At 47.9% G+C, this 27,000-nt stretch carries 25 protein-coding genes; 12 read left to right on the plus strand and 13 right to left on the minus strand.

Annotated elements, in window-relative coordinates; genetic code table 11:
• The first annotated feature begins 34 nt into the window (after positions 1-34).
• Positions 35-616: a CPBP family intramembrane metalloprotease gene (locus KDD36_05930; protein MCB0396170.1), complete on the plus strand. Its 582-nt coding sequence runs from the start codon at positions 35-37 to the stop codon at positions 614-616.
• On the opposite strand, the gene KDD36_05935 is transcribed toward KDD36_05930, so the two are convergent.
• Entirely contained in the window at positions 617-1,639 is a 1,023-nt protein-coding gene (locus KDD36_05935; protein ID MCB0396171.1) for a peptidoglycan DD-metalloendopeptidase family protein, read from the minus strand.
• A gap of 148 nt (positions 1,640-1,787) precedes the next feature.
• Here KDD36_05935 and KDD36_05940 point away from each other — a divergent pair, with 148 nt between their 5' ends.
• Positions 1,788-2,216 carry a hypothetical protein gene (locus KDD36_05940; protein ID MCB0396172.1) on the plus strand — a complete coding sequence of 143 codons (429 nt, stop codon included), beginning with the start codon at positions 1,788-1,790 and terminating at the stop codon, positions 2,214-2,216.
• Complete coding sequence (locus KDD36_05945; GenBank protein MCB0396173.1) at positions 2,206-2,604, plus strand: STAS/SEC14 domain-containing protein; 399 nt, start codon at positions 2,206-2,208, stop codon at positions 2,602-2,604. Before KDD36_05940 ends, KDD36_05945 begins: the two co-directional genes overlap by 11 nt.
• Before the next feature lies 1 nt (position 2,605).
• On the opposite strand, the gene KDD36_05950 is transcribed toward KDD36_05945, so the two are convergent.
• The 4 genes from KDD36_05950 to KDD36_05965 all read right to left on the minus strand — a co-directional run bounded on the left by KDD36_05950 (position 2,606) and on the right by KDD36_05965 (position 4,814).
• A complete protein-coding gene (locus KDD36_05950) occupies positions 2,606-3,193 on the minus strand; it encodes a nitroreductase (GenBank protein MCB0396174.1) in 588 nt (195 codons plus the stop codon).
• A complete protein-coding gene (locus KDD36_05955; GenBank protein ID MCB0396175.1) occupies positions 3,190-3,747 on the minus strand; it encodes a thioredoxin family protein in 558 nt (185 codons plus the stop codon). The genes KDD36_05950 and KDD36_05955 overlap by 4 nt, the downstream gene beginning before the upstream one ends.
• Positions 3,748-3,753: 6 nt before the next feature.
• Positions 3,754-4,035, minus strand: a complete 282-nt coding sequence (locus tag KDD36_05960; protein ID MCB0396176.1) for an ATP-dependent Clp protease adaptor ClpS — start codon at positions 4,033-4,035, stop codon at positions 3,754-3,756.
• A gap of 104 nt (positions 4,036-4,139) precedes the next feature.
• Positions 4,140-4,814 carry a DUF2461 domain-containing protein gene (locus KDD36_05965; protein MCB0396177.1) on the minus strand — a complete coding sequence of 225 codons (675 nt, stop codon included), beginning with the start codon at positions 4,812-4,814 and terminating at the stop codon, positions 4,140-4,142.
• 146 nt (positions 4,815-4,960) lie between these two features.
• Here KDD36_05965 and KDD36_05970 point away from each other — a divergent pair, with 146 nt between their 5' ends.
• Genes KDD36_05970 through KDD36_05990 form a run of 5 tightly spaced genes read left to right on the plus strand, consistent with a single transcriptional unit; the run spans position 4,961 to position 10,019 of the window.
• Entirely contained in the window at positions 4,961-5,749 is a 789-nt protein-coding gene (locus KDD36_05970) for an outer membrane lipoprotein-sorting protein (GenBank protein ID MCB0396178.1), read from the plus strand.
• A 1-nt stretch (position 5,750) separates the two neighbouring features.
• Positions 5,751-6,965 carry an ABC transporter permease gene (locus KDD36_05975; protein ID MCB0396179.1) on the plus strand — a complete coding sequence of 405 codons (1,215 nt, stop codon included), beginning with the start codon at positions 5,751-5,753 and terminating at the stop codon, positions 6,963-6,965.
• Positions 6,965-8,173 (plus strand): ABC transporter permease, encoded by a 1,209-nt coding sequence (locus KDD36_05980; GenBank protein MCB0396180.1) that lies wholly within the window; start codon positions 6,965-6,967, stop codon positions 8,171-8,173. Before KDD36_05975 ends, KDD36_05980 begins: the two co-directional genes overlap by 1 nt.
• Positions 8,174-8,179: 6 nt before the next feature.
• Positions 8,180-8,869 carry an ABC transporter ATP-binding protein gene (locus KDD36_05985; protein ID MCB0396181.1) on the plus strand — a complete coding sequence of 230 codons (690 nt, stop codon included), beginning with the start codon at positions 8,180-8,182 and terminating at the stop codon, positions 8,867-8,869.
• Positions 8,847-10,019 carry a hypothetical protein gene (locus tag KDD36_05990; GenBank protein MCB0396182.1) on the plus strand — a complete coding sequence of 391 codons (1,173 nt, stop codon included), beginning with the start codon at positions 8,847-8,849 and terminating at the stop codon, positions 10,017-10,019. The genes KDD36_05985 and KDD36_05990 overlap by 23 nt, the downstream gene beginning before the upstream one ends.
• Before the next feature lie 127 nt (positions 10,020-10,146).
• Here the strand turns inward: KDD36_05990 and KDD36_05995 are convergent, their stop codons facing one another.
• Together KDD36_05995 and KDD36_06000 are read right to left on the minus strand one after the other, a co-directional pair.
• Complete coding sequence (locus tag KDD36_05995; GenBank protein MCB0396183.1) at positions 10,147-11,199, minus strand: T9SS type A sorting domain-containing protein; 1,053 nt, start codon at positions 11,197-11,199, stop codon at positions 10,147-10,149.
• Positions 11,200-11,373: 174 nt separating this feature from the next.
• Positions 11,374-12,225 (minus strand): hypothetical protein, encoded by an 852-nt coding sequence (locus KDD36_06000; protein ID MCB0396184.1) that lies wholly within the window; start codon positions 12,223-12,225, stop codon positions 11,374-11,376.
• Positions 12,226-12,306: 81 nt separating this feature from the next.
• Between KDD36_06000 and KDD36_06005 the strand changes: the two genes are divergently transcribed.
• On the plus strand, positions 12,307-13,221 hold the full coding sequence (locus KDD36_06005; protein MCB0396185.1) for a septum formation inhibitor Maf: 915 nt from the start codon (positions 12,307-12,309) through the stop codon (positions 13,219-13,221).
• A gap of 236 nt (positions 13,222-13,457) precedes the next feature.
• Here the strand turns inward: KDD36_06005 and KDD36_06010 are convergent, their stop codons facing one another.
• The gene (locus tag KDD36_06010; GenBank protein ID MCB0396186.1) at positions 13,458-14,600 is read right to left on the minus strand and encodes a hypothetical protein; all 1,143 of its coding nucleotides are present in this window, start codon (positions 14,598-14,600) and stop codon (positions 13,458-13,460) included.
• Between the two features lie 76 nt (positions 14,601-14,676).
• Here KDD36_06010 and KDD36_06015 point away from each other — a divergent pair, with 76 nt between their 5' ends.
• Complete coding sequence (locus tag KDD36_06015) at positions 14,677-15,291, plus strand: hypothetical protein (protein ID MCB0396187.1); 615 nt, start codon at positions 14,677-14,679, stop codon at positions 15,289-15,291.
• Positions 15,292-15,391: 100 nt separating this feature from the next.
• Here the strand turns inward: KDD36_06015 and KDD36_06020 are convergent, their stop codons facing one another.
• The 4 genes from KDD36_06020 to KDD36_06035 form a co-directional block, all read right to left on the minus strand.
• Positions 15,392-15,784, minus strand: a complete 393-nt coding sequence (locus tag KDD36_06020; GenBank protein MCB0396188.1) for a hypothetical protein — start codon at positions 15,782-15,784, stop codon at positions 15,392-15,394.
• A gap of 81 nt (positions 15,785-15,865) precedes the next feature.
• Positions 15,866-16,900 (minus strand): nucleoid-associated protein, encoded by a 1,035-nt coding sequence (locus tag KDD36_06025; GenBank protein MCB0396189.1) that lies wholly within the window; start codon positions 16,898-16,900, stop codon positions 15,866-15,868.
• A 51-nt stretch (positions 16,901-16,951) separates the two neighbouring features.
• Positions 16,952-20,419 (minus strand): methylmalonyl-CoA mutase family protein, encoded by a 3,468-nt coding sequence (locus KDD36_06030; GenBank protein MCB0396190.1) that lies wholly within the window; start codon positions 20,417-20,419, stop codon positions 16,952-16,954.
• A 91-nt stretch (positions 20,420-20,510) separates the two neighbouring features.
• Positions 20,511-21,803, minus strand: coding sequence for a cystathionine gamma-synthase family protein (locus KDD36_06035; GenBank protein ID MCB0396191.1), 1,293 nt, complete (start codon positions 21,801-21,803; stop codon positions 20,511-20,513).
• A gap of 114 nt (positions 21,804-21,917) precedes the next feature.
• Between KDD36_06035 and KDD36_06040 the strand changes: the two genes are divergently transcribed.
• Both KDD36_06040 and KDD36_06045 read left to right on the plus strand, forming a co-directional pair.
• Positions 21,918-22,418, plus strand: a complete 501-nt coding sequence (locus KDD36_06040; GenBank protein MCB0396192.1) for an Lrp/AsnC family transcriptional regulator — start codon at positions 21,918-21,920, stop codon at positions 22,416-22,418.
• Between the two features lie 34 nt (positions 22,419-22,452).
• Entirely contained in the window at positions 22,453-23,202 is a 750-nt protein-coding gene (locus tag KDD36_06045; protein MCB0396193.1) for a YdcF family protein, read from the plus strand.
• Between the two features lie 957 nt (positions 23,203-24,159).
• On the opposite strand, the gene KDD36_06050 is transcribed toward KDD36_06045, so the two are convergent.
• Positions 24,160-26,787 (minus strand): valine--tRNA ligase, encoded by a 2,628-nt coding sequence (locus KDD36_06050; GenBank protein ID MCB0396194.1) that lies wholly within the window; start codon positions 26,785-26,787, stop codon positions 24,160-24,162.
• Between the last annotated feature and the right edge of the window lie 213 nt (positions 26,788-27,000).

The raw sequence follows: 27,000 nt of genomic DNA on the forward strand, positions 1-27,000 counted from the left end.
TTCTGTTGAAAGCATTAGTTTTGGCCTCTGAGTAATGAAAAGGCGCAATTTTATTCTTCTTGCATTGGTCACCCTGGTAGGTTTCTCAGGTGGCGGACTATTGGTGATCTATTATTTCAATGACACTCCGATGGTCAGAATCCTAACCGGTGGATTCTCTTTTCCTATGCAAGTGTTTATCGGTATCATCTACGGTATCATTACCGGATGGACAGCCAAGACCATTGTTGAAAGTGATTTTCTTCAACCGGTAAGAGCACATTACGCCAAACTAATGTCGCCCCTTGAGTTATCCAATTTTGACATCATACTGATTTCGCTTTGTGCAGGAATCGGTGAGGAACTATTCTTCAGGGCGGGGATACAACCCCTATTAGGGTTATGGCCCACCAGCATTTTATTCGTAGCACTCCATGGTTACCTGAATCCAATGAACCTGCGCCTGTCACTTTATGGAATGGCCATGACTGTGATCATCGCAGGCATGGGTGTACTGTTCCTTCAGACAGGCATTGTTACCGCCATTGTTGCCCACGCGGTCATTGATGTGATTCTTCTGAAAATGATTGATACCATGCCGGAAGACGTGCCGGCAGAAGATCGTGACAATTATTGATCAGCTTCCCGAGACCATTAGTTTTCGTCCCACCCTCAATGTACTGTTCCGGCGAATGCCGTTCATCTCACAAATGTGGCTGATGGTGGTACCGTAGCGACGTGCGATATTATAAAGACAGTCACCTCGTTCAATAGTATGATACACAACCCCCTTTGGGTATGCACTGTATGTTCTTCCATTGTTATAAAGTACAACAGAATCACTGATAAGCTTTTGTTCCTTCAGGGCGATCATGTGCATCGGATTCACCGGCTTTCCTTTGTATCGCATCTCAAAATGCAGGTGGCTTCCGGTAGATCTTCCTGAACTTCCGCCAAGACCTATCACCTGTCCTGCCTTTACCGTATCACCCTCTGATACCTTGTAACGGTGCAGATGAGCATAAAACGTTTCCAACCCATTGTAGTGTCTGATGACCACGAGGCGGCCATAACCACCGTCAGCATGCGCAATACGAACGACACCATCAAAGGCAGCATAAACCTTATCCCAAACCTGCAGATCGATATCTACACCATTGTGATGACGACCATCCCGAAATCCATACCTGGACGTAATAACGCCAACAACAGGCTGGACGAATTCCTGAGTATCGCTTTTTAGCACCAGTAAAACAGTCGTATCGTTAGCAGACAGGGTCTTATCATATGGATTTACTTCATGGGTATCCCAGCTGCCATAAATATCATGAGCAGGATAAGGCATATAAGCGGCGGCAACGGGAACCGCAGGCGGTTCCTCGCTGTACCGTTCTGACATATGGGAAAGGCTGACCAGTATAGAAGGGTGTACATAATCCGCATCCAGCAGAGAGTCCACCACCCTTACCATCTGTTGTTTTTCAAGCCGGGTAAGTCTGACAAGGAGATTAATGTGTGGAGGTACACTGTCTGCAGGAACCCATACTCCTATGGTGTCTTTGCCTCCCCCTTCATTCGATAGGTCGTATGGGGTAGCATGCACTTTGGTCATACCCAAAAAGAGCAGACCAACTATGATATGATGGAGGGGATATCTCATAAGTTGCTACAGCAGCTTATTTTGAAGGAAAACAAAATTAGTCATTCCAACGCAAAACTCCTTAAAACGTTAGCCCTAAGCCTTGTCGTTTTAGATAAAGGGACGAATTCACCCTACAAAACCACAATTTCAGTATATTTGAAGTACCATGAATAGCGGCCAGACATCGGAAATTAAGATCAGAAGCGGAACCGTAAGCCTTCTGCCTAATGGGATCATTCTGGCCCAAACAGGTGATAATCTGATCCTGGAGATGGGGGATGTGAGGGAATTTACCGAAGCGATGGCCACCATCGCCGGAGATCAAAAATTACCGGTCCTTACCATCCCAGGAATCAATACCACCGCAGGGCCTGATGTACGGGAGTATTCTTCTTCGGAAGAGGGATGTCGCAATGTACTGGCACGGGCCATCATAACCGGATCTTTTGCTCAGGAGTTACTGGCAAATTTTTTCATTCGGTTCAACAAGCCGGTGGTACCCACCAGGTTGTTTCATAACAGGGCTCAGGCTGAAAAATGGCTTTTGGAGCTATTAGCCGTTAAAAAAAAAGGGGTGATGGAATATGAGCAGTAAGGAAGAAGCGAAAAGGATCATAACGGATGCCGGTCCGGTGAGCATAACCGACAGGTATATTTTAGCAGAGATAAAGCCGGATCAATTTATCGACGAAAACAATGTGGAAGCATTTCTGGAAGCCATCAAAAGACTTGCTGGTCATAAGGGAATGCCTATGCTTTCGATCATTGGAAAAAACACCTCCGCGAGCGCGGAAGCCAGGCGATTTGCCGCGGATCCAAGTAACACTTCATTGATCAGTCATCATGCGGTGGTGATCCAGTCTAAGGCTCAGGAACTCCTCGGAAACTTTTTTATCGGTATGAATGAACCGAAGATGCCGACCCGGATTTTTACAAATCAGGAAGAAGCCATACAATGGCTGACTGATATACAGGATCAGTAAATTACTTCTCTTCCCACCTGGTAAAGGTGTCAATCGGTCGTCTTTGGCTTTTTGGCCATTCTCCTTCCGGATATCCGATATAAAGAAACCCCAGGCACTTGTCTTTGTCACTCAGTCCAAGAAATGCTTTCATTCCATCGGTGTAGGTAAATCCGCCGGAACTCCAATAGGCCCCGATACCATAGGCTGTAGCCGTCAGCATCATATTCTGGACAGCGCAAGCCACTGCTTCTACCTCTTCAACCTCCGGAATTTTCTCAATATCCTGTCGCTTCATGGTTATCGCAATCACTGCAGATGCACACAAAGGGCGTTCTCCCAGCTGATTAAACTTGGCTTCCACAAATGAATCCGGAGATGTTGTCTTCTTATAGGTCTGCTGTTGATAATCCGCAAATTTCCTTCTTCCTTCTTCGGTAAAAACCACGAAATGCCATGGTTGGGTCATGCCATGAGTAGGTGCCCAACGCGCATTCTCAAGCATATTCTCAATGATCTCCCGATGGACTGTTCGCGTACTGAAATTTTCGGGTTTTATTGAACGGCGTTCGCGGATCACGCCGTTGATTTCCGACAAGTTGTATTTCATTCCTTCCACTTAATACTACAACCAATACTGGGATATTGACTGCCATCCAAAGATTCTCCATTGACGATTTTGTCCAGCACCTTTCTCATATCCGCGCCGGTCAGCGGCTTTCCGTTACCTGGGGTAGATTCATCCAGACGTCCCCTGTATACACATACCAGTTGGCTGTCAAATACCGCAAAATCAGGGGTACAAGCTGCCTGGTAAGCTCGGGCAACATCCTGACTTTCATCGTACAAATAGGGAAACGGGAAATTCATTGAAACAGCAAGGTCCTGCATTTTATCCGGCGAGTCATCCGGATAACGGCTTACATCGTTGCTGCTGATGGCGATAAGGTTTACACCCTTCGCCTTATAATCATTTCCAAGGGCTATGAGTTCGGGTAAGACATGCTTGACATACGGACAATGGTTGCATATGAACATCAGCACCGTAGCCCGTTCTCCTTTGATATCGGATAATGTCACTGGCTTTCCGCTGACCACTTCCGGCAGGGAAAACGCTTTTGCCTTGAATCCTAGAGGGATGGGAATTGTTTCAAGCGCAGGCATGGAAGATCACTTGACCTCCAATACCGCATCAATTCCCCGATCAATCAGTGCATCACGCATGGGTTTCAGCTTACGCTTCTCACCTTCCTTTACGGAGGCTTTGCCCTTGTGGTGAATGATAAATGCACATTGCTCCGCCTGAATCTGGTCGTGGCCGCATATTTCTACGAGCGACTCTATAACCCAGTCGAATGTATTCACCTCATCATTGTAAACAATCAGGCTGGATACATCATTCAGCACCTCCAGAATATCCAGGCTTTCGTCAAATTGTGTTCTGTGCGTCATGGATGCGATGGTTTGGACGTTTCAAAATTAACCAATTTTTAATACAATAAAAGCGAATCACTTAAAAGATTGCTCCCTGATCATATGATCCGGGGTACTAAAAACTACTTTATTTCCGCGGTTTCAGACACCGCCTCATTGATAAAGTCGTTCAATGGCTTCATTCCTTTATAATATTGTAATGCGTTCTTTACAAAATCCTTTTCCAGCATCTCCTTTTCCCCGAAAGCGCGTACCATCAGGAAACTTTTATACTTTAAATAAGATGCCATCGGATGGTCTTGCTGGTATCCCTTGGGAACTCTTTTGAGTTGGTCTCCTTTCAGTTCTCCGAACATCTTCTTGAAAGAAGTGCTCTCCGCAATAGTTGTAAAACGCCCGGGATCTGAATCAATGGCCTGTCTTACCGCCGATAACGCATGAGGTTCAGCCATATAGAGCCCACCTGCCACGAAACACTCTCCCGGTTCAATATGCAGGTAATATCCCGCTCGTGCATGCTGGCTTTCTTTGGGTTGCAACCGGGCACCGAAATTGGTTTTATACGGACTCTTATCCTTAGAAAACCGAACATCCCGGTGAATCCGGAACAACGCTTTTGACGGAGCGATACCTATCACATGCTCATCAAAAGTGGCAATACCGTTAAGGAGGTCAGCCACCAGGTCCGTCACATTGGCTTTCGCCTTTTCATAAACAGTCCGGTTGGCTTCAAACCAATCCTTATTATTGTTCTTGTCCAGGTCACTCAGGAACCGGAGCGTTTCACGTAATAACATAAAGGAAAATAGTTGCGAATGGCAACCTTTCTCACCCAACATGCCCATGTGGGTTCATTCACCATCCGTTTCACCAATATAAGAATTCTTTCCGAGTCAACAATGAAGATACCCATTAGGTTTATATTATTTACGTAATATTGTTGGTGAAAACCAGCACCATCGCTGTGAAATCCAACCGGGTAAAAATATTATTCCTACTGCCCGCTCTCTTATGCGGATTTGCATGGACTTTTTCAATTGAAAATCCGGATGCCAAAGAAATCATCCGGCGTGCCGAAGACAAACTGCGTGGCACCAGCAGTGAGGCTTCCATGTCCATGACTATTGTCAGGCCCAAATGGGAACGTACGCTGGATTTCAAAACATGGTCGAAAGGCACGGAACTTGCCATGATTCTAATAACCGGACCGGCAAGAGACAAGGGCACGGCCTTCTTGAAAAAAGGCAAAGAAGTATGGAACTGGCAACCGTCCATCGAACGTACCATTAAACTACCGCCATCCATGATGATGCAGTCCTGGATGGGGTCCGATTTCACCAATGATGATCTGGTCAAAGAATCTTCCACAGTTACCGATTACACCCACAAGCTTCTTAAGGATACCACCATTCAGAATCGCCCCTGCTGGACCCTGGAATTAATTCCTAAGGAAGATGCCGCCGTGGTGTGGGGCAAGGTGATCGTAATGATCGACAAGAAGGACTATATCCAGATGCGTGGCGAATTCTATGACGAGGATCTTTACCTCGTAAACATCATGCAAGCCGGGGACATCGGAATGCTTGACGGTAAAATGCTGGCAAAAAAGGTGGAAATGATCCCCGTGGACAAAAAAGGACATAAGACAGTTATTGAATACCACTCCCTTGTCTTCAACAAAGAATATCCCGACGAATTCTTTTCGGTAAGACAATTAAAAGATCTCCGCTGATATGACCTCCCGCCTGGCCTGGAGAAACCTGTGGAGAAACAAACGGCGATCCGCAATCACCATGGCCATGGTATTCCTGGCAGTCATTCTTTCTTCTCTGATGATGAGCCTCAAGGATGGAATCTATGACAACATGATCTCTTCCACCATGGGCACCTTCACCGGCTATGCCCAGGTGCATGCAAAAGGATACTGGGACGACAAGAGCCTTGACCTCAGTCTCGCGTTGTCTGATGAACAGCAACAGAAATTACTCAGTCACCCCAATGTAACCGGCTTACTACCCAGAATCCAGACAGGCGTTTTGGCCGCATCAGATAGCATCACCCGGTTTTCCATGGTGGTTGGCATCAACCCGGAGCTTGAAGAAGAAAATGCCCAGCTCTCTGAACGTGTATCCACAGGATCTTACCTCACATCGGAAGATCAAGCCATACTGGTAGGCGCCGGTCTTGCCGATTACCTGGAAGTGACCGCCGGGGATACCCTGGTGATGCTCGGACAAGGCTACCACGGCGCCAATGCTGCGGGAAAGTATGTCATCAAAGGATTGATCCACTTCGGCTCCCCCGAACTAAGCAATCGCCTGATCATCCTCCCCATCAAAGAAGCACAATGGCTTTTCAATATGGAGGGGTTGAATACCGGAATGATCATTCGTCTCAGGAATCCCGACAAGGTCGAGAAAACATGCCGGGAACTGGCAGGTTCCCTTGGACATGAACTGGAGATCATGTCATGGCAGGATATGAACCCGGAGCTTGTCCGCATGATCGAAACCGATACCATTGAAGGTTATGTATTCATGGTCATATTATACATCGTGATCTCATTCGGGTTGTTCGGGACCATGTTGATGATGCTCGCAGAAAGAAGCCATGAATTCGGTGTACTCGTAGCCATAGGTATGAGACGCATTCGCCTGGCAACCATGGTCTGGATGGAAATGTGCATCCTGTCGGTCATGGGTGCCATTGCGGGGATGGTTGGAGCGGTACCTGTTTGTGCCTGGTTCTATTATAACCCCATATCCCTGGGTGACGAAATGAAGGATATGGTGGAAGAATACGGAATAGAAGCGGTGATCCAATCATCCATAAACCCGACCATTTTTCTCCAGCATGGGGTCATTGTTTTCTTTCTGTCGACATTGATTGCCATCTACCCACTGATAAAACTTAGCGGCCTGAGTGCCATTAAAGCAATGAAAAGCTGATGATCATTCGTATCGCCTGGAAGAATATATGGCGGCAGCGTATCCGCAGTCTGGTGGTGATCATAGCCATTGCCATCGGGCTTTGGGCTGGACTCTTCGTCTCGGCCTTTGTTCGCGGTATGATGTCACAAAAGATCCGCAATGTGGTGGACCTGGAACTGGCGCACGTGCAAATCCATCACCCTGACTTCTCAGAAGACATGCTCGCCCGATTTACCATTCCTGGTGAAGACAGTATTATCTCAAGAATATCAAAGGACAAGCGCATAAAAGCCTGGTCTGAACGCGCCATGGTAAATGTCATGATGGCTACAGGAAATTATTCGGGTGGAATCAAAGTAACAGGCATCAATCCTGAACAGGAAAGTAAAATAACCATTCTCTCTAAACACGTTGTTGAGGGAACTTACTTTGATACCGATAAGCGCAATACCATTCTGATCAGCAAAAAGACAGCCGAAAAATATCACGCTGAGCTTCGCTCTAAAATGGTACTCCAATTTCAGGACAAAGACAGGAATATTGTGAGTGCTGCATTCCGTGTTTGTGGCATTTACGACTCAGGCAATCCCATGTATGACCAGGCCAATGCTTTTGTCAGATTGGAAGACCTGCAACGGCATCTGAATATCGGTCATGGTATCCATGAGATAGGAATCATGGCCGTAGATCATGATCTTGCCGAGCCACTAGCCAAGGATTATAGCAGTGCATTTCCGAGGCTTGATGTTGCGGCCTGGCTGGACCTCAGCACCGGCATGAGGCTGATGATCACAGCCATGGACACCTATATGTTCTACATCGTAGGTATTATTTTACTGGCCCTGTTATTCAGCATTGTGAACACGATGTTGATGGCTGTACTTGAAAGGGTACGTGAGATTGGTATGTTAATGGCGATAGGTATGACAAGGCGCAGGGTATTTTCTATGATCATGCTGGAAACGGTATTCCTTTCCCTCACCGGCGGACCGGCAGGCGTCTTACTTGCATGGTCAACTATTACCTGGTATGGGAAATACGGCTTCAATGTGCCCGGAGCGGCTTATGGAGACTTTGGTTTTTCAAACACGATCTACCCCTCGCTGAACGGAGGAAGTTATATCGACGTAACCATCATGGTACTTGTCATGTCCATCTTTGCAGCGGTATATCCTGCGATCAAGGCATTGAAACTAAAACCCGTGGAAGCGCTGAGAAAAATATAATGTGACATGCATATTATTGAAACAACCCAACTAAAAAAGGTCTACGAAGGTCCTGTACCCGTTTACGCGGTAAACGATGTGAACCTGACGTTTGATGCCGGTGAGTTCACCGCCATTGTCGGACCTTCCGGAAGCGGAAAAACAACACTGCTGAATCTGATTGGCGGTCTGGATCGCCCAACCTCAGGAGACATCACCGTTGCCGGTACGATCATGAATGAATTATCCGAAAATGAATTAATCCGGTTCCGGCTTCACAATATTGGTTTCGTGTTTCAGTCCTACAATCTTATTCCGGTGCTTACCGCAAGGGAAAATGCCGAATTCACCATGCTCTTACAGAAGCACCCGAAAAAAGAAAGACTGGAGCGGGTTGATCAACTATTAAAGGAAGTGGGACTTGCAGATCAGGCCTATAAAACTCCAGGCGCCTTATCCGGAGGGCAACAACAAAGGGTGGCTGTGGTACGTGCGCTGGCACCGAAGCCCAGGTTTGTTCTGGCTGATGAACCCACCGCCAACCTGGACGGGCATTCAGCAGAAAACCTACTCGACATCATGCTTAAACTGAACCGTGAAGAAAATGTCACCTTCATCTTCTCCACCCATGACAACCGTGTTATTGAACGAGCCCGGCGCGTGATCACACTTGAAGACGGAAAGATCGTATCGGATGAGGTCCGGAACAAACAATAGACGCATCCTTATCATCCTTCTGGTGTTCTGGTGCACAGTCGCAACCGCACAGGACAGTGTACCCGCCATCTCATACACCGTACGAGGATATGTAAAGGACCTCGTAACAATTAATCTGTATCAGCCGGGTGTGAATATCCCGGTGGATAACCTGATCCATAACCGGTTTAACTTCAAAGCTTATTATAAAAAATCCTTCAAAGGGGTGCTGGAAGTGAGGAACCGATTATTTGTGGGAAACACGGTAAAGGCAAATCCACAGCTTGCCGCTTTTGTAGATGATGAATGGCCCAACCAACTTGACATGTCGGCAACATGGGATCATCATCCTGACTGGGTGGCACAATGCAGGATTGACCGGTTATACCTGAACTGGGAAAAAGGAAAGATAGAAGTAACCGCCGGACGACAACGAATTAACTGGGGCATGGCACTAGCCTGGAATCCCAATGATATCTTCAATGCCTATTCATTTTTTGATTTTGATTATGAGGAGCGACCGGGAAGCGACGCCATCAGGGCTCAATACTACCTCGGGCAGGTTTCACGGATTGAAGTGGCCGCTCGCCCGGGAACCAAAGGCCGCGGGAGCACTGCCGCAGGACTGTGGCGTACAAATCGCTGGGGATACGACTTTCAGGCCCTTGCCGGTATCAGCGAACACCATGTCGTTTGGGGAGGTGCCTGGGCCGGTAATATCAAAACCTCAGGCTTCAAGGGGGAATTCAGTTTCTTTTACCCCTTCACTGCTGCCGACGGTAAATTCACTTCTGTCGTCACCATCATGGGGGACCTTACATTGAAGAATGGTCTCTATCTGGCGGGAGGCGCACTCTACCAAAGCACAGGGACTGCAAAATTTAACAACCAGAATCTACTGGCGTATCAGGTTTCCGCCCGAAGCCTGTCACCATTTCGACTTACAACCATGGTCCAGGCCATGGTTACTTTTCACCCGCTGGTATCGGGAGGTTTATCGTTGATGTATGCACCTACCGGACATGTATTCTTCTTCAACCCCACGGTATCGTGGTCCATGCGTCCCAACCTGGATCTGAGCCTTGTCGGTCAAACCGTTTACTACAACCCCGGCGATCAGTTTCATAAGGGTGCAAAGTATCTGTTTGTCCGTGTGAAGTATAGTTTCTGATCAAACAGATCCTGAGAGATTAGACATTAGAAGACCTTCTGAACCTTCCTTGCTAACAGAAAACCGCAATAAAAAAGGGGTGCCTTCCAATGAAGACACCCCTTCGGATTTCTCACTCACCTATGTCTTAGTTTTTCACGAGCCTTGTTCTTGCTCGATTTCCGTTCTGTTCCACTTCTACAATGTACATTCCGTTTGCATAAGAGGTCAGATCAACTTCCGCCAATTGACCTTGCACGGTCATCGCCTTCAACACCTGCCCCTGAAGGTTCATCAGTCGCAAGGTATAATCATTGCGTTCCAACTGAACCATGACCCTGTCGGCAGCCGGATTCGGAAACAATCCCAAAGAGGCTCTGAGTTGATCATCATCACCGATACCGGCACTGCAATCATAATGGAACTCTTGTGTGGTTACCCGGCTGTCAAAAACACCGGGAAGAGTTTGACGGGTGATAACCTCCTGATTACTCGCATAGGTATAAGCATACTGCAGGGCCTTTGTTCCGGCAGGGCCGAGTACTTCCGCATTATCAAAGGTGATGGTCAGGATGTTATTGGTATTGTAGAATGAGATCATGTCCGGCCCTTCTGTCACATACATCAATCGCTCTACATTCTTATATCCATCCATAGACGCACTCAACTCCAGTGTATCCGGTCCATTGCCCAGGTCTGCCACGAGATCGAGCTTTGATATGTTACCCCCACTCCACTGGATATTCTGAAACGAGGCCATGAATCCTTCCGGACTGCCTGAAATAGCAGTAGCATCGAGTAAAACAGCCGTCAGATTCGCTGAACCATCATAGGTCATATTATGCGCCATGGTCCAGGGCGAACCGTTGTCACCGGCTACATGTATCCTGCTGATCTTGTTGCTTCCGTTATATGAAATCGTTGAAGTTTGCCTTGGGCTGGTATTTCCCACATCCATGCGGTATACGTTCACCAATCTGTTGCTACCGTCATATTTCAGGCTATCATAGCTGTTATAGGAGGTCTGACCGGAATCCACCATAAACACACGGGATATCCTTCCTGATCCGTCATATTCATAGCTCTCATAACGTGTCTGATCCTCTCCGGCTATGATCGAATCGGTGAGTAGCTTACACTGTGCAGAGGCTGCAGAAGCAAAAAAGGTGGCTGAGATAATAAGGAGTAGCGGTTTTCTCATCATATTAATTTTAGTGAATGTTCTATGAGTTGCCCCTTTGTACGAACGAATACCCTTAGGGTTTTGCACAATCCCGTTCATCCGGCGAAACCTCTGCCATCACCGTAAAAAAAACCGGTGCAGGTCATGTGACAGACTTGCACCGGCAGGATTAACTAAAAACGTTGACTGAGATTATTCTACCAGGATCACGAGATACTTTGATGAGGACCAGAAAGCATCAGGATCTTTGATAAGCAGTTTATCCACCTTACCATCCTCTCCCTGCCATTCATATGAACTGTCGGGATGAGAAGAAATGAGCTTGGCCGTTTTCACATAGAGTGGGATCTCAGGCATTTCCCGAATATCAATCTTTCGGAAGTAGTCCTTGTTGAAATTGCTCATGAGTTTCTTCATCCTTCCGATGCCAATGAAGCCGCCTTCTTTTGTGAGGATACCATTCTCACTTAGCTCCTTATATGAACCGTAGGCATACCAGGCGCTATTCAGCTCCGACTCTTTGTCCGACAACTCCTGAATCCGTTGATTGTATTCATTGAACAGCATTTCCAGTTTATCATTAACCTTGAAAAGTTCCTGTTGCAACTTGCTGATCTCCGCATCCTTTTGTTGTATCTGCTCCACCAACTTTTCGATACGTTTGTTCAATGCTTCGATCTGTACGTTGGATCTGCTGAGTTTTGAGCTCATGGAAGCGATCTTCTCCTTATTCTTCTGCATCAACTCCTGGATAAGCTGGATATCCGCAATGATCTGTTCCTGCTGGGCAGGTCGCAGCTCACGGTCGCTCGTCTGTTCCACAAGCAGGCCTTCCTTTGCCTTAATGGTGTTGAGGTTCCCTTCAATCTCATCCAGGGTTCCGAAATAAGCGGTGAGTAGAGAATCCTTCTCTGTGGCTACCTGATTCAACCGGATATTCTCCAGTCTCATTTTTTCCAGTTCAGGATTGGTTTCTTCGGATGATTCACCGGCACACGCCATCAGAAACAGCGCCGAGGCCAGGCCAACATAGTATTTTTTCATGAAGCTCAATTCAATGATTGGGTTTACCACGAATGTACGGATTCTAAGAAAAGCAAACAGGAATTATCGTTATATTTGTACATGCTTCAACGTTCCATTTATTTTATTGTTGGCATTTCAGTTCTAACCTGGTTGGGATGCAATTCCTCGGGTACGGAAAGTGATCATAAATCGGAAATCGCCTCACGACAACTTCCGGAGCCATTCGGAGACTACTGGTATCAATCCAAAGCCGAGATCAACCGTTATGATCTTTACCAGGAACGGTACGGAGAAATCCGAAACGGTGACGCTATCCTGATTTTTGTTACGGAAGATTTTTTGCCGGGGAAACAAGTGAAGGCCGATGATTTCCGGAATCCCGATGCGAAAAAAGTTATGAAACTGAACCACATCCGGAAATTCGTTACCGGCATTTACGACTATTCCGTTATGACTTCGGTCTTCGTGCCTCTTTACACCATGGAAGGCGCCTGGAAGATATCGACCTCTTCTCAGGAATGGTGCGGACATTCCTGGATTCAGCTCAACAAGCAAAATGGTCGCTGGGCAGTTGAAGGACATTCCTATTTTGAGAAAGAAGCGGATACCTCCTATACCCTTCCGGACGCCTGGACAGAAGATGAGTTAATGATATGGGCCAGGCTTGATCCGGAACAACTTCCCACAGGCCCCATAGACATGATCCCTTCTGCACTGGGAAGCCGCCTCTACCATCATCCGAGCAGCATCAACCATGCCGAAGCATCCTGGGAGGAAAGTCTCGGCGATACACTTGTATACCAGGTTGACTTTACCGAGCAAAAGCATAAAGTCATTCTCTATATCCAAAAAGCATTCCCCCATCAGATCTGGGGTTGGGATGAAAGTCCCGTGGGTAAAAGTGATCAGCCGGAACTTTATACCAGGGCCAGACTCAGACAAACTATACTTGAGCCTTACTGGCAGCAAAATGCGGTGAAAGACAGCGTGGAACGTGTTAGGTTGATGATGTGATGACCTGCCAGCCGAAGCGCCGGGCTAATGCGGGGCAGGCTGGTGTGCTGATTTGAAAATGTGCCTTCCAGGCGTTGGCTATTATCATCTCTTCTTTATCTATTGTCTGGTGTCTAATATCTACTAACACCCCTGCGTACACCTATGCAAACCTTATTCCGGAAACCCAACGCGTTACGTCCTGCCTACTGCCTACTGCCTACTATCTACTATCTACTCTCAACTTCCCACCAACCTCAATGCCCCAAATCACTCTTTCGTTTACCTGTAAAGAAGAGCAGTAAGCTTTCCGCAGCCTTCATCAGAATGTAGCTAAGCCAGTCGGTCATACCCGACAGATGTCCGCCGATTCCACCGTGCGAAACGGACCTGATCCGGACACATTGATTGTCCATCAGCCATTGTAAATGTTCGGAGAATACCTTCACATGAACCGGCGCATCCACCTCCGCATTCATTTCCAGACTTCCATAATCACTCAGGTGATTCAGGTTGTATGAGCCGACTGTAATCCAACGATCATCTACCAACGCCACTTTACCATGCACTACGCCAGGCTGGTATTCATAAATTTCCATGCCTGACTTCATCATCCAACGATAAAGGAATCGCGATGCCGCGCGCATCAACGGGATGTCGGAAACAGATGACATGACAAAACGGATGCGCACGCCCCTGGCTGCAGCCTCTTCCAATCTTTTCTTGATTCTTCTTCCCGGCAGGAAGTAACTGGCCACAATCATGATATCATCCGATGCCATGGATACCGCCTCCCGATAAGACCTCGATATTTCCGACCTACCCACCAACCAGTCGTTCCGGCGAATCAGGAGTCGACCATGGTCATCTTTCAGGCCATATTCTGTCGACCTGATCCTGGCCAACCGCACATGTTGCTTATTGAACAACGCTTCCGCAATCTCGTGCAACTGCACCGCAGGTTCTCCGACTATGTGAACACCGAAATCCAGCCACGGCTTTCCTTGCACCCCTTTGTATTTGTCTGCGATATTAATTCCTCCAAGGACGGCCTCCCGCCGGTCCGCAACGATCAACTTGTGATGAAGCCTCCTGCCATAGGGATGCCTGGAAGACAAGGTCAGGTGACCGAACATCCTGAAACGAATGCCAGACTTTAAACAACGCTCCTTATAACGATGTGCGAATCCTGCCGACCCGAAATCATCCAGGAGCAGATAAACCGAAACACCCCGTGCAGATGCTGCTTCCAACTGCTCAAGCATCTCCATGCCGGTTTGGTCATAATCAAATATGTACACCTGCAGATGAAGGACGGTTCGCGCCCGGGAAATCAATGATTCTGCAGCCTTAAAGAAATCCGGACCGCTTAGCAACCAATCCAGTTCAGCCTTATTCATATGGAACGGATCAAAATTTGCAGATACATTTATGGAATTGTCCGGCGACACTCATCTCATTAAAAACAGAAAAGTTATGCGCCTAAAAATAAACACATTCGTCACGAGAAACCATGGATTAGGTCATCTCTTTGCAGGAAAGGCCATGAAACTGTTCCTGGCCCTGATCTTTTTACATGGATCGGTATGTTTTTCGCAATCACTGGAACCCTTTCCGGCAGACGCTATTTCCAACGGAAATTGTTATGCAAAATCCGATTTACCCGACACCGTGAGCCCGGGGGGATTTGGTATTACAGACAATACATCCAAAGATCTGCGAACCGACATGAAAACTAAAAAGGAGCTATATCTCCGAATGGAAGAACATGAGCACGCCGCCTTTCGCCAGAGATATGAAGGGCAAATGCTTTATCTGATCAACAACACATCCGATTATCAAACGTATCCTGCGGCAGACAGCCGGCTATATCTGACGGCCGAACGCCTCACTGACACAGGATGGGTGGCCGTTGAAAACATCCCACCCAGTCCGTGCGGGAATAGCTTCCACAAGGTGCATCAACGTCCGGGATCCTATTACGCATTTGTGGTTCCCGTTTACCACTTCCCGGAGAAGAGGTATAAGTTAAAACTGGAAAATGGCGACTTCATTTATTCCCAGAACTTCGAAGCACTGCCTTTTGACTGATACATGAAGGTGAAAATGTTCATTCCAGGACGGCTTCCGCCAGAAATGCCTGTACCGTTTTCCTGAGGTCAGTGACCTGATCTGGTGTGCATGTAGCACATCATGGGATGGAGAAGGCACTGCTCTCAAATTCAAGACCCTTATTGGTACTTGTGATGCATTTCCCCTCTTTGCAATAAAACACAACCCCTTTGACTACGTAGGTTTTGTCACCTTTATCCTCTCGGAACCGCTCGGGATCAATGTCGCCCACATGAAATGTGTTTGACCGGATAAGGATACTATCCACCCGCAACTCTTCATGAAACACGCCCTCCTGATCCAGGGTCATGAAGACGGTACATTGATTTGCATGATAGTTGCGTTGGCCATGCTCCTCGTAGTGAATCATTTTATCCAGAAATTCTTTCCAGGGTCGGTCCTGAGGCATTGTGAGACTAGCACATGCAATCAAAACCACAACAAGGATCATATTCCGGAGAAAGAAATTCATAGTACGGCGTTACGGAACGGTGATAAAAAGTACACATTCCGTCAGAAGATAGCAAACCGCTGAACCCGGAAACCCGAATGACTACAATTCCTGGTTGTAGAAAATCTTGTAATACTTCCGGCCTCCCTCGTCCTCCCCTTTCTGGATCATATTGCGGTTTCCGTGTATATAGATGTGAAAATTCTTGTCAAGCTTCAGGACACTTTTGAATATCCGCGCCTGCTTTTTGACCGCCTGATCGGAGATGGAAAAATCCTGTGGAATCTCCACGGCGAACTCCTGCTGGTAATGGTTCTTATAATCTTTGAAAGACTCCACCACCCCTGGGTCGCCAAAAACGGTTGCCCCGAAATTCTCCTCATCGAGCTTGTCATTTTGTTTGAGGTAGTGGATCGATCGATTCAGCAGATCGGCCTGATCAGCGCGATCCACTTCAAACTCTTCGGACATTCTCTCAGCCACGAAGGACCGGGTCAGTTCCATGAAATTCTTGGTATCGTGGTAGCTGTCCACCGCAGGTTTCACTTTCAAAAAATCCTCTTTCCAATAACCGGATGCACCGAAACGCAACCCTTTATCCACCTGACAAACGCGGAACCCTTCCTCCTCTTTCAAGTTGAGGATCAGGCAGCCTTTATCGGGTTTATTCACATTCAATCCGGCCAGGATATCCAGGGTATAGTGGTCATCTTCCTCATTCAACAGGATAAAGTCCTCACGGTTTTCAATCTTGCAGATGGCAACCGCATCGGTGAGTTCACCATCCACTTTTACATCCTTCAGGTGGGCGATCATCAGATCACCCGCATCAATGGAAATATCAATCGCGGTCTCATAATGGTGCTGTGCAATGGCTTTGGATTGCTCATGCAGCGATGCCGGCTTTGAAAAGATGGCTTTGGCTGCCTTCCAGAGGGGATGCACGGCATGTTCATCAAACACAAAATACTCCGGGGAAGAAAATGGGTTACCGATATACCTTTTGACGATATCCTGAAGCTCCTGCCTTTTTACATTCACAGAAGTTTCCGTAAGCATCAGGATCTCTCCTTCGGTCTGGTTACCTACGCGGTGTACAAAGAGACCGGTGATCGTTGCATCTTGATAATGGATCATAACTATCGAAATAATAAGGCTTGCAAAAGTAAATGAATTGCCGGTTTCCCGTTACATATTCCTGCGGTACTGTCCTCCCACCTCGAACAGGCCCTCGGTAATTTGGCCCAGGCTACAGGCTTTTACCGCATCCATGAGACTTGCGAAGACATTGCCACTATGCAAGGCAGTTTCCTGTACCTTATCCAATGCAGCGGAAGAGGAATCTTTTTTCGCATCATGCAAATCGGCAACCGTTTGAATCTGCACCTGTTTTTCTGTTTCCGTAGCGCGGATAACCTCACCGGGGGTGATGGTCGGGGAGCCTTCGTTGCTCAGGAACGTATTCACACCGATCAATGGAAGATCGCCTGTGTGCTTGAGGGTCTCATAATAAAGACTTTCCTCCTGGATCTTGCCACGCTGGTACATGGTTTCCATGGCTCCTAACACACCGCCGCGTTCCGTGATCCGGTCGAATTCAGCCATGACAGCTTCTTCCACCAGGTCGGTCAGCTCTTCGATGATAAAGCTTCCCTGGATAGGGTTTTCGTTCTTGGCCAGACCGAGTTCATGATTGATGATCAGCTGAATGGCCATCGCACGGCGTACGCTTTCTTCCGTTGGTGTGGTGATCGCCTCATCATAGGCATTGGTGTGCAGACTGTTGCAGTTATCGTAAATAGCGTACAGCGCCTGCAGGGTCGTACGTATATCATTGAAAGCAATCTCCTGTGCATGTAAAGAGCGGCCACTGGTTTGAATATGATACTTCAATTTCTGGCTTCGCTCATCCGCTTCATATTTATCCCTCATGGCCTTAGCCCAAATACGGCGCGCCACCCTGCCGATCACCGCATACTCCGGATCGATGCCATTGCTGAAGAAAAAGCTCAGGTTGGGGGCAAATGCGCTGATGTCCATTCCCCGGCTCAGGTAGTACTCCACATAAGTAAACCCATTGGCCAGCGTAAAGGCAAGCTGGGTGATAGGGTTGGCACCGGCTTCCGCGATATGATAACCGCTGATGCTCACAGAATAGAAATTACGGACCTGATGTTCGATAAAATAGGATTGGACATCACCCATCAGCTTCAGCGCAAACTCGGTGCTGAAGATGCATGTATTCTGTGCCTGGTCTTCTTTGAGGATATCTGCCTGAACCGTTCCACGAACCGAGGTCAGAGCACGTACGCGGCATTCTTCATAAACCTTTTCAGGCAGCACCTGATCGCCGGTCACCCCCAGCAAAAGGAGGCCAAGGCCATCATTCCCTTCAGGCAATCCGCCTTTCACAGAATCAGCAAGGTATTCAGGTGTTTGCCCTTTGATGTTGCTTTCGCCGTGATATTGCGGACGATTCCTGCCTTTATATATCTCCGATATCTTCTTCCTCACCTCGTCGGTCAGGTTATTTTCAAGGATATATTTCTCACATTGCTGATCAATGGCTGCATTCAGGAAGAAGGCCAGCAGCATAGGCGCCGGACCGTTGATGGTCATGGACACGCTGGTTTTCGGATCGCACAGATCGAAACCACTGTATAGTTTCTTGGCATCATCCAGGCAGCAGATGCTTACCCCGGAATTCCCGATCTTCCCGTAAATGTCAGGGCGTTCACCCGGGTCCCGGCCGTAAAGGGTAACGCTGTCAAATGCGGTAGACAAGCGTTTGGCCGGCATTCCCAGGCTTACATAATGAAAGCGTTTGTTTGTACGTTCAGGGCCACCTTCTCCTGCAAACATCCGGGTTGGATCCTCCCCTTCCCTCTTGAATGGGAACACGCCGGCAGTGAACGGAAATTCTCCGGGTACATTTTCCTGGAGGTTCCAGCGAAGCAGATCGCCCCAGGCTTCGTACTTCGGAAGACTGATCTTGGGAATGCGTTGATGAGACAATGACTGACTGGATGTCTGCACTTTCACTTCCTTGTCACGCACTTTATAGGAATAGGTGTCACCGGCATACTTCTGTACCTTCCCCGGCCAGTCTTTCAGTAACGTCAGGTTTTTCGGATCAAGCTTATCCAGAAGCAACAGGTACTGCTCTTTCAACTCTTTGATAGCGCCTTTTGCATCCGCAGGTAATTCACCTTTTTCTTTGGGAACCGGATCGGTTGATTCGCCGGAAAGGGATTGTATGGCAAGGGTAATCCCATATAATTTCTGGGCGATGTCCTTTTGCTTCCCTGTCCATTGGTTGTATTTCCGCACGGTTTCACTGATCTCACTCAGGTATCTTGTTCTGGACGGTGGGATCACGTGGATCTTCTCACTGTCTCCGACGGCGCCTTCAAACGAAGAAACCAGATCCGCTCCGGTTCGCTCAGCAATCACCGTCATCAGTTTCATGTAAAGCGCGTTGGTTCCGGAATCGTTGAACTGACTGGCGATGGTCCCGAAGACAGGCACATCCTCATCCTTCATCTCAAACAACTTGCGGTTGCGCTTGTATTGCTTACGCACATCGCGCAGGGCATCACCGGATCCGCGCTTATCAAACTTATTCAGGGAGATAACATCCGCAAAATCCAGCATGTCAATCTTCTCAAGCTGTGAGGCCGCGCCATACTCGGGGGTCATCACGTAGAGGCTCACATCACAGTGGTCCACAATCTCCGTATCGCTCTGGCCGATGCCGGATGTTTCCAGGATGACCAGATCAAACTCCGATGCTTTCAGAATATCCACAGCTTCCTGCACATGCTTGCTTACCGCCAGGTTGCTCTGACGGGTTGCGAGGGAGCGCATGTAACACCTTTCATTGAAAATGCTGTTCATCCGGATGCGGTCGCCCAGAAGTGCGCCTCCGGTTTTACGCTTGGATGGATCAACGGAAATAATGCCGATATGCTTCTCAGGAAAATCGATCAGAAAGCGTCGTACCACTTCATCAATCAGCGAGCTCTTCCCCGCACCGCCGGTACCTGTGATACCGAGTACGGGTACGCCGGATTCCTTTGCCTTTTTACTGATACCTGCCAGTATCTTTTCGTGCTTATCATGATGATTTTCGGCTGCGGAGATCAATCGGGCCAGATCCGCCTGCTTCTTATCGGTGATCCGGGTCGCCTCGCCGTTCAGGTTGATACCGGTCCCGAAATCGCTTTGTTTCAACAGATCGTTGATCATCCCCTGGAGTCCCAATTCCCTGCCATCGTCCGGATGGTATATCCTTGCGATACCGTAATCCTGAAGTTCTTTGATCTCATCAGGAAGAATAGTCCCGCCGCCGCCACCAAAGATGCGGATATGCCCGCATCCGCGCTCTTTCAAGAGGTCGTACATGTACTTGAAGTATTCCATGTGGCCTCCCTGATAAGAAGTCATGGCGATGGCATTCGCATCTTCCTGTATGGCGCAATCCACCACTTCCTGTACACTGCGATCGTGGCCAAGGTGGATCACTTCCACGCCGGAAGCCTGGATGATTCGCCGCATCACATTGATAGCGGCATCATGACCATCGAATAATGAGGCGGCCGTAACCACCCTGATCTTATGTTGGGCAACGTAAGGCTTAGGTTCTTGTATCTGCATGGGACTCCTATCTCTGGGGGTGTGCGAATATAGACAAAATGCCCTATTTTTTCAAGGGATACCCCACCCCCACAAGATGCAGGGGCGCACCTTACAACTCAGCCGCAGGAACACTCATATGCCTGGGAACCTGATCCAGGGCATCCGAAATATCATGTACCAGATCAACATAGTTTTCCACCCCTATGGATAAGCGGATCATCTTATCTGTGATTCCCATCCTTTGCTTCAGATCACGCTCAATACCGGCATGTGTCATCGATGCGGGATGTTGCGCAAGGGACTCCGTACCACCCAGGCTAACCGCCAGTTTGATCAGTCTTAAACTGTCCAGAAAAGCAAACGCTTCACGTTCTCCACCCCGGATATCGAAGGACAGCATGGCCCCGGCAGACAAACATTGGCGTTTGTAAACCTCAGCCTGTTTACCGCTTTTATCTTCGAGATGTCCCAGGTAATAGAGCCGTTCCACCATGGGGTGACCTTTAAGAAAATCAGCCACCTTGCGGGCATTGTTCGCCTGAGCTTCCATTCTTACTTTAAGCGTTTCCAGGCTTCGTAGCAAAAGCCAGCCGGTCCACGGTCCGGCCATGTTACCGAGGAAGGTCCTGAGCGTTTTCACACGCTGAATAAGGTCGTTGCTACCCAGGCATGCCCCGGCGATCACATCGCTATGCCCACCTATGTATTTCGTTGCGGAGTACAGAACAAGGTCCGCTCCATGGGCCAGGGGATGTTGCCAAAGAGGCCCCAGGTATGTGTTGTCAACGGCAACCAACACCTTCTTGTCTTTATTTGAAGCCTTTTTTGCAAGAGCAGCATATGCTTGTATGTCTATTAGGTCATTGGTTGGATTGGCTGGAGTTTCGAGATATACCATGGCCAACTTTTCACTTTTGCCGGATGCCTGAAGTTCTGCCCACAACGTTTCCGGATCATCATCCGGCATGAAGCCCATCACCTCAATACCATATCGGGTGAGTACCTCACGGATAAAGTGTTCGCTTCCACCGTACACCGGGTTGCTATACAGGAGCAGATCCCCGGGATTAAGAAACTCCATCAGGCAGGTAGTGATTGCAGACATACCACTTTCAAACACGGCGCAGTCCTCCGCATCATCCCAGAGCGCCAGTCGGTTTTCAAGGATTTCCAGATCGGGATTGTTCAGCCGGCTATAGATCAGACCGGGCTGTTCAAATTCTTCCCGCTCCCGAAGGCCATAGGCCAGTTCAAAGAACGCCTTTCCCTGCGCTGCGTTCCTGAACACAAAGGTGGATGTTTGGAAAATGGGACATTTGATGGACCCTTCTGAGAGTTGCGGGTCATATCCATAGGACATCATCAGGCTTTCCGGCGCCTGGGCCTTGCGTTGCTTTTTCATAAGTAATTCGTTTCCAACAAAATTACAATGTGTAGATTTTTTGTCATATACTTGGACTTATATATAGATAAATATCCTTTATATTTTGAATTTAAATCTATTAATTTCCAAACCATGGTTACAAAAACCGGAGATACAGAAAAAAAATCCGGGGGTTGGGCCCCGGACAAGACCGACCGGAAGATATTAGGACTGCTACAGGACAACGCCAAACTAACCATCAAAGAGATCGGCTCCAGGCTTCACCTGACACATACACCGGTGTTCGAGCGCATCAAGCGCCTGGAGCGCTCGGGGGTGATCAAACAATATGTAGCGGTGGTAGACAGGGTGAAGGCGGGTTATCATGTGGTGGTATTCTGCTCCGTGTCTCTTGACACCCACAAGGCGGAGTTTATCAAGACCTTTGAGACCCAGATCCAGCAATTAGAGGAGGTCAGGGAGTGTTACCATGTTGCCGGCCTGAACGACTATCTATTAAAGGTGGTGGTGACTGACATGGAAGCCTACCAACAGTTCCTTTCAAAAAAACTGGCGTCACTCGATCATGTGGGAAAAGTGATCAGCTCCATGGTAATGTCGGAGATCAAACATTCGTATCGCATGATACCGTAGGAGTGTTTAACGATACATTTCCCATCTTTGCGCCATGTTTTTCGTGATCTCCAAACTGATTGCCTCTGTTTGTAATCCTCTATTCTGGATCACGATTTTACTCTTATATGCATGGCTGAAGAAAAAACGAAGGCCAGTGGTCATTGCCGGACTGCTTTTATATTTTTTTTCTAACTCCTTTATCCTGGACGAGGCGATGCGCCTTTGGGAGATACCGGGTGTTCGAACTGACAGTCTGGAAACCCGATATGACGTGGGCATTGTGCTAAGCGGAATGGTGGGGTTTGACGAGCAGTTGGAACGAATCGGCTTCCATGAAAACATAGACCGAATGTTACAGGCCGTTGACCTGTATAAGAAGGGAATCATTGATAAAATTCTTATCAGTGGTGGTTCCGGGAGCCTTAGCGAAAAACACAGTGAAGCGGAGTTGTTGTTCAATTACTTCACCGGCCTGGGTATCCCACCCAAAGACCTTTTAACGGAGAACACCTCACGAAACACCCACGAAAACGCCGTCAATACTGCAAAAATATTGAAAGAGCACTGGCCTGAAGGTAAATTTCTCCTGATCACGTCTGCCACCCACATGAGACGGGCCAGGGCCTGTTTCGAAAACGAGGGGATAGAAATTTTTTCTTTTACAACAAACCGGCATAGCGGTTTGAGAAAATATTACCCGGATCACCTTCTCGTACCAAGTGTCCACGCTCTCGGCGGATGGGAAAATCTAATGCATGAATGGGTGGGCTACCTTACATATGCAACGATGGGTTACCTTTAAGTTTACGCTTTCTTAATGGAATATTTCATAAAGTTGCTAATTTTGCCCTCCGAATGCATCCAAATTAACGACGAAAGTGACCAAAATTGAACAGGAAGATACCCGGACAAAGACAGTGATCATGAGTGGGGTCATGATTCTGGCCCTTGCCCTGGTATACTGCACTGACATATATGTCAGGCCAGCAGTGAGTGGGGATTCAAATGAAACACCCCGTAGTCAAAATATCCAAGCCCCTTCCCCGGAAGGAAAAAACCTTGTCAGAAACAGCGAGGATCCCGCTAAACATCAGGAAACGCAAACCGTTTCTCTGACATTTCCGGGAAAATAACACTTTGTACTCAGTACTGAGTAGATAGTAGTTAGTAAATAGAGGGGGACCTTTCTGGGAATATTGGCCATTGGCTTATAAATTATGGCTTCAGATTAGTAACGTATCGCCTTTCAGAGATCCCTCGCTGCGATTCGGGATGACATAACTCTGAAGAGGAGAAGGAAAGAGAAAAAGGCGCGTTTGTATTTAGCAAATAGAATAGCTTTCCACTTGCGCCGACTATTTCCCATTGACTACTGATCACCGTCCTTTTACTAACTACTATCTACTCGCTACCATCTACTATTTACTGGAAATCCGGTGGTTAGGCGAAGGTTGCACCTTCGTCTGTCTATCCCGTAGCTTTAAGCTACTTGCTTCGTCTTAGCTTACACTGCTGGTAACTGAGGAAGAATTCTCAGTAGAAAACACCAAAGCGGAACGCTTTGAAGATAACAGGACGAAGGTGCAACCTTCGCCCAACACCTTGGTATTACCATTCACAGACTCAATATAACTTACAATGCAAAGCGATCAACATTGGTATTTAGCAAATGGATATGGTTATCCACTTGTGTCTGCTATTTCCTATTGACTGTTGACCAATGTCCTTTTACTTACTACTATCTACTTACTACTATCTACTATTTACCAGAAACCGCGGCCAGCTGTGTCTCCAGTGACCTGATCCGGGCTTCGGCATCAGATTTCTTTTTCCGTTCAGCTTCAACCACTTGTTCCGGGGCATTGTCTACAAAGCGGGCGTTTCCGAGCTTTTTCTCTACCGTATTCAGGAATCCGCGTGTATACTCCAACTCCTCCTTAAGCTTATCCAGATTTCCTTCCTGGTCACCATTGGCCGGGAGCGGGAGGTACAGTTCAGTGGTTCCGGCCATCACCACAAGAGACTGCGCCGGCTGAACATCCGCCCTTTGAAGATCACTCAGATTGGCGAGTTTGATCGTTGCGCCTTCCATCACGTTCACGTCACTCACAGCCTTATAACTGAGCGGCACTACTTCCTTGGGTGACATCTGATTCGAGGCGCGGTAATTCCTGATCTTCATCACCCAATCCTTTGTTTGCTCAAAGCGTACCAGCAGTTGCTCATCGGCCTTACTCATTTCGGGCCACAGGGCATTGATCAGATAAGGATGCTGTTCATTACTCAAGTGGCTCCATATTTCTTCAGTGATAAATGGCATGAACGGATGCATCAGCTTAAGGAGCTCCGACAGGAAGTGTGTCGTAGCGTCCATGGTGGTTCGGTCAATCGGTGTTTCACGCGCCGGCTTTACCATCTCCAGGTACCACGAACAGAAATCATCCCACACCAGCTTGTAGATTGTCATCAGTGCTTCGGAGAGCTTGAACCGTTCAAACTGCCCTTCAAGTTGTGCAACCGCATGTTTGAGTGCGGAATCAAACCAGGCCACTGCCTCCCTGGCGGCTTCGGATTGTTCAACTTTATCACTTACCTCCCAGCCATTCACCAGTCGGAACGCATTCCATAACTTGTTATTGAAATTCCTGCCCTGTTCACACAGGCCCTCATCGAACAGCAGATCGTTCCCGGCGGGGGAGCAAAGCAACATCCCCACACGAACACCATCTGCACCGTATTGGGCGATTAGGTCAAGAGGATCCGGTGAATTCCCGAGGGATTTGGACATCTTGCGGCCCTGCTTATCCCTTACAATTCCGGTGAGGTAAACATTCTTAAACGGCTTCTCCCCGCGGTATTCATACCCTGCCATGATCATCCGTGCCACCCAGAAAAAGAGAATCTCGGGGGCCGTCACCAGATCGTTGGTAGGGTAATAATATTTTATGTCTTTGTTGTCGGGATCCCTGAAACCATCAAATACGGATATCGGCCACAGCCAGGATGAGAACCAGGTATCCACCACATCCTCATCCTGTCTGATGTCATCAGCGGAAAGATTCCGTCCGCTTTTCTCACGTGCCAGACCAACAGCCTCTTCGGATGTTTTGGCCACCACGAATTCATCCTCACCATCGCCATAGTACCATGCGGGTATCCGTTGTCCCCACCAAAGTTGTCTGGAGATACACCAATCCCGTACATTCTCCATCCAGTGCTTGTAGGTATTGATAAACTTTCCGGGAAAGAGTTCGATGTCCTTATTCAGCACGTGGTCAAGGGCGGGACCCGCCATTTCCTTCATGCTACAAAACCACTGCAGGCTCAGTCGCGGCTCGATCACCTCGTGTGTCCTTTCGGAATAGCCAACTTTGTTGGTCAACTGCTCGGTCTTAATGAGCACACCTTCCTTTTTAAGGGCTTCAACCATTTTTTCGCGTGCATCGAAACGGTCTGTACCGACAAAATGTCCTGCCTTTTCGGAAAGGGTACCATCGGGATTGAATATGTCTATGGTCTCAAGTTGATGACGCTTCCCAATCTCATAGTCATTCACATCGTGTGCCGGCGTGATCTTCAGCGCACCCGTACCGAACTCGCGATCCACGTAGGTATCTGCAATCACCGGAATTTCCCGGTTAACAAGCGGTACACGCACTTTCTTACCTACAAGATGCTTGTAACGTTCGTCTTCCGGGTGTACACAAACGGCGGTATCCCCCAGGATCGTCTCGGGACGCGTGGTGGCAATCGTGAGTGATTCCTTACCATCCACTACCGGGTAAGACACATAAAAGAGCCGGGATTGTTCTTCCTTATGATAAACCTCTTCATCGGAAACGGCGGTGAGGGCTTTGGGGTCCCAGTTTACCATCCGTACACCGCGGTATATATAACCTTTCTTATACAGATCAATAAACACATCGATCACGGCTTCGGAGAGGCTTTCATCCATGGTAAACCGGGTTCGCTCCCAATCACATGACGCGCCTAGTTTTTTGAGTTGTTCCAGAATAATGCCTCCATGTTTCTCTTTCCACGCCCAGGCATGCTCCATGAACTTTTCCCTGGTAAGGTCCGATTTGCGGATACCTTCTTCGCGAAGCTTGGCCACCACTTTGGCTTCGGTGGCAATAGACGCATGGTCTGTTCCGGGCACCCAACATGCATTTTTTCCCAACATCCTGGCACGGCGTACAAGCACATCCTGAATGGTGTTATTCAGCATATGCCCCATGTGCAGGACACCCGTTACGTTGGGCGGTGGGATCACGATGGTATATGCTTCGCGGTCGTCCGGTTCTGAATGAAAGAAGCCCTTCTCCATCCACAGGTCATACCATTTCTTCTCAATGGCTTCGGGCTGATATGTTTTATTGATTTCCATGATACTGTTAAAAGAGGTGCGAATTTACCATTTTTGCATGAGCCTATCCAAGTCAAGATGGCTGCAAACTTAATCCCAAACTATGCAATAGAAGATTTTCTATTGCATAGCGATTAAGAAAATCAACCTTCCCGGCCCGTACTTCGTGTATCCGAAAAGTGATTTTCTATCCCGTAGGTTCGGGAGGGATACCCCCAACTAAATACAGATAGT

The sequence above is a fragment of the Flavobacteriales bacterium genome (assembly GCA_020435415.1).
Lineage (GTDB): Bacteria > Bacteroidota > Bacteroidia > JACJYZ01 > JACJYZ01 > JACJYZ01.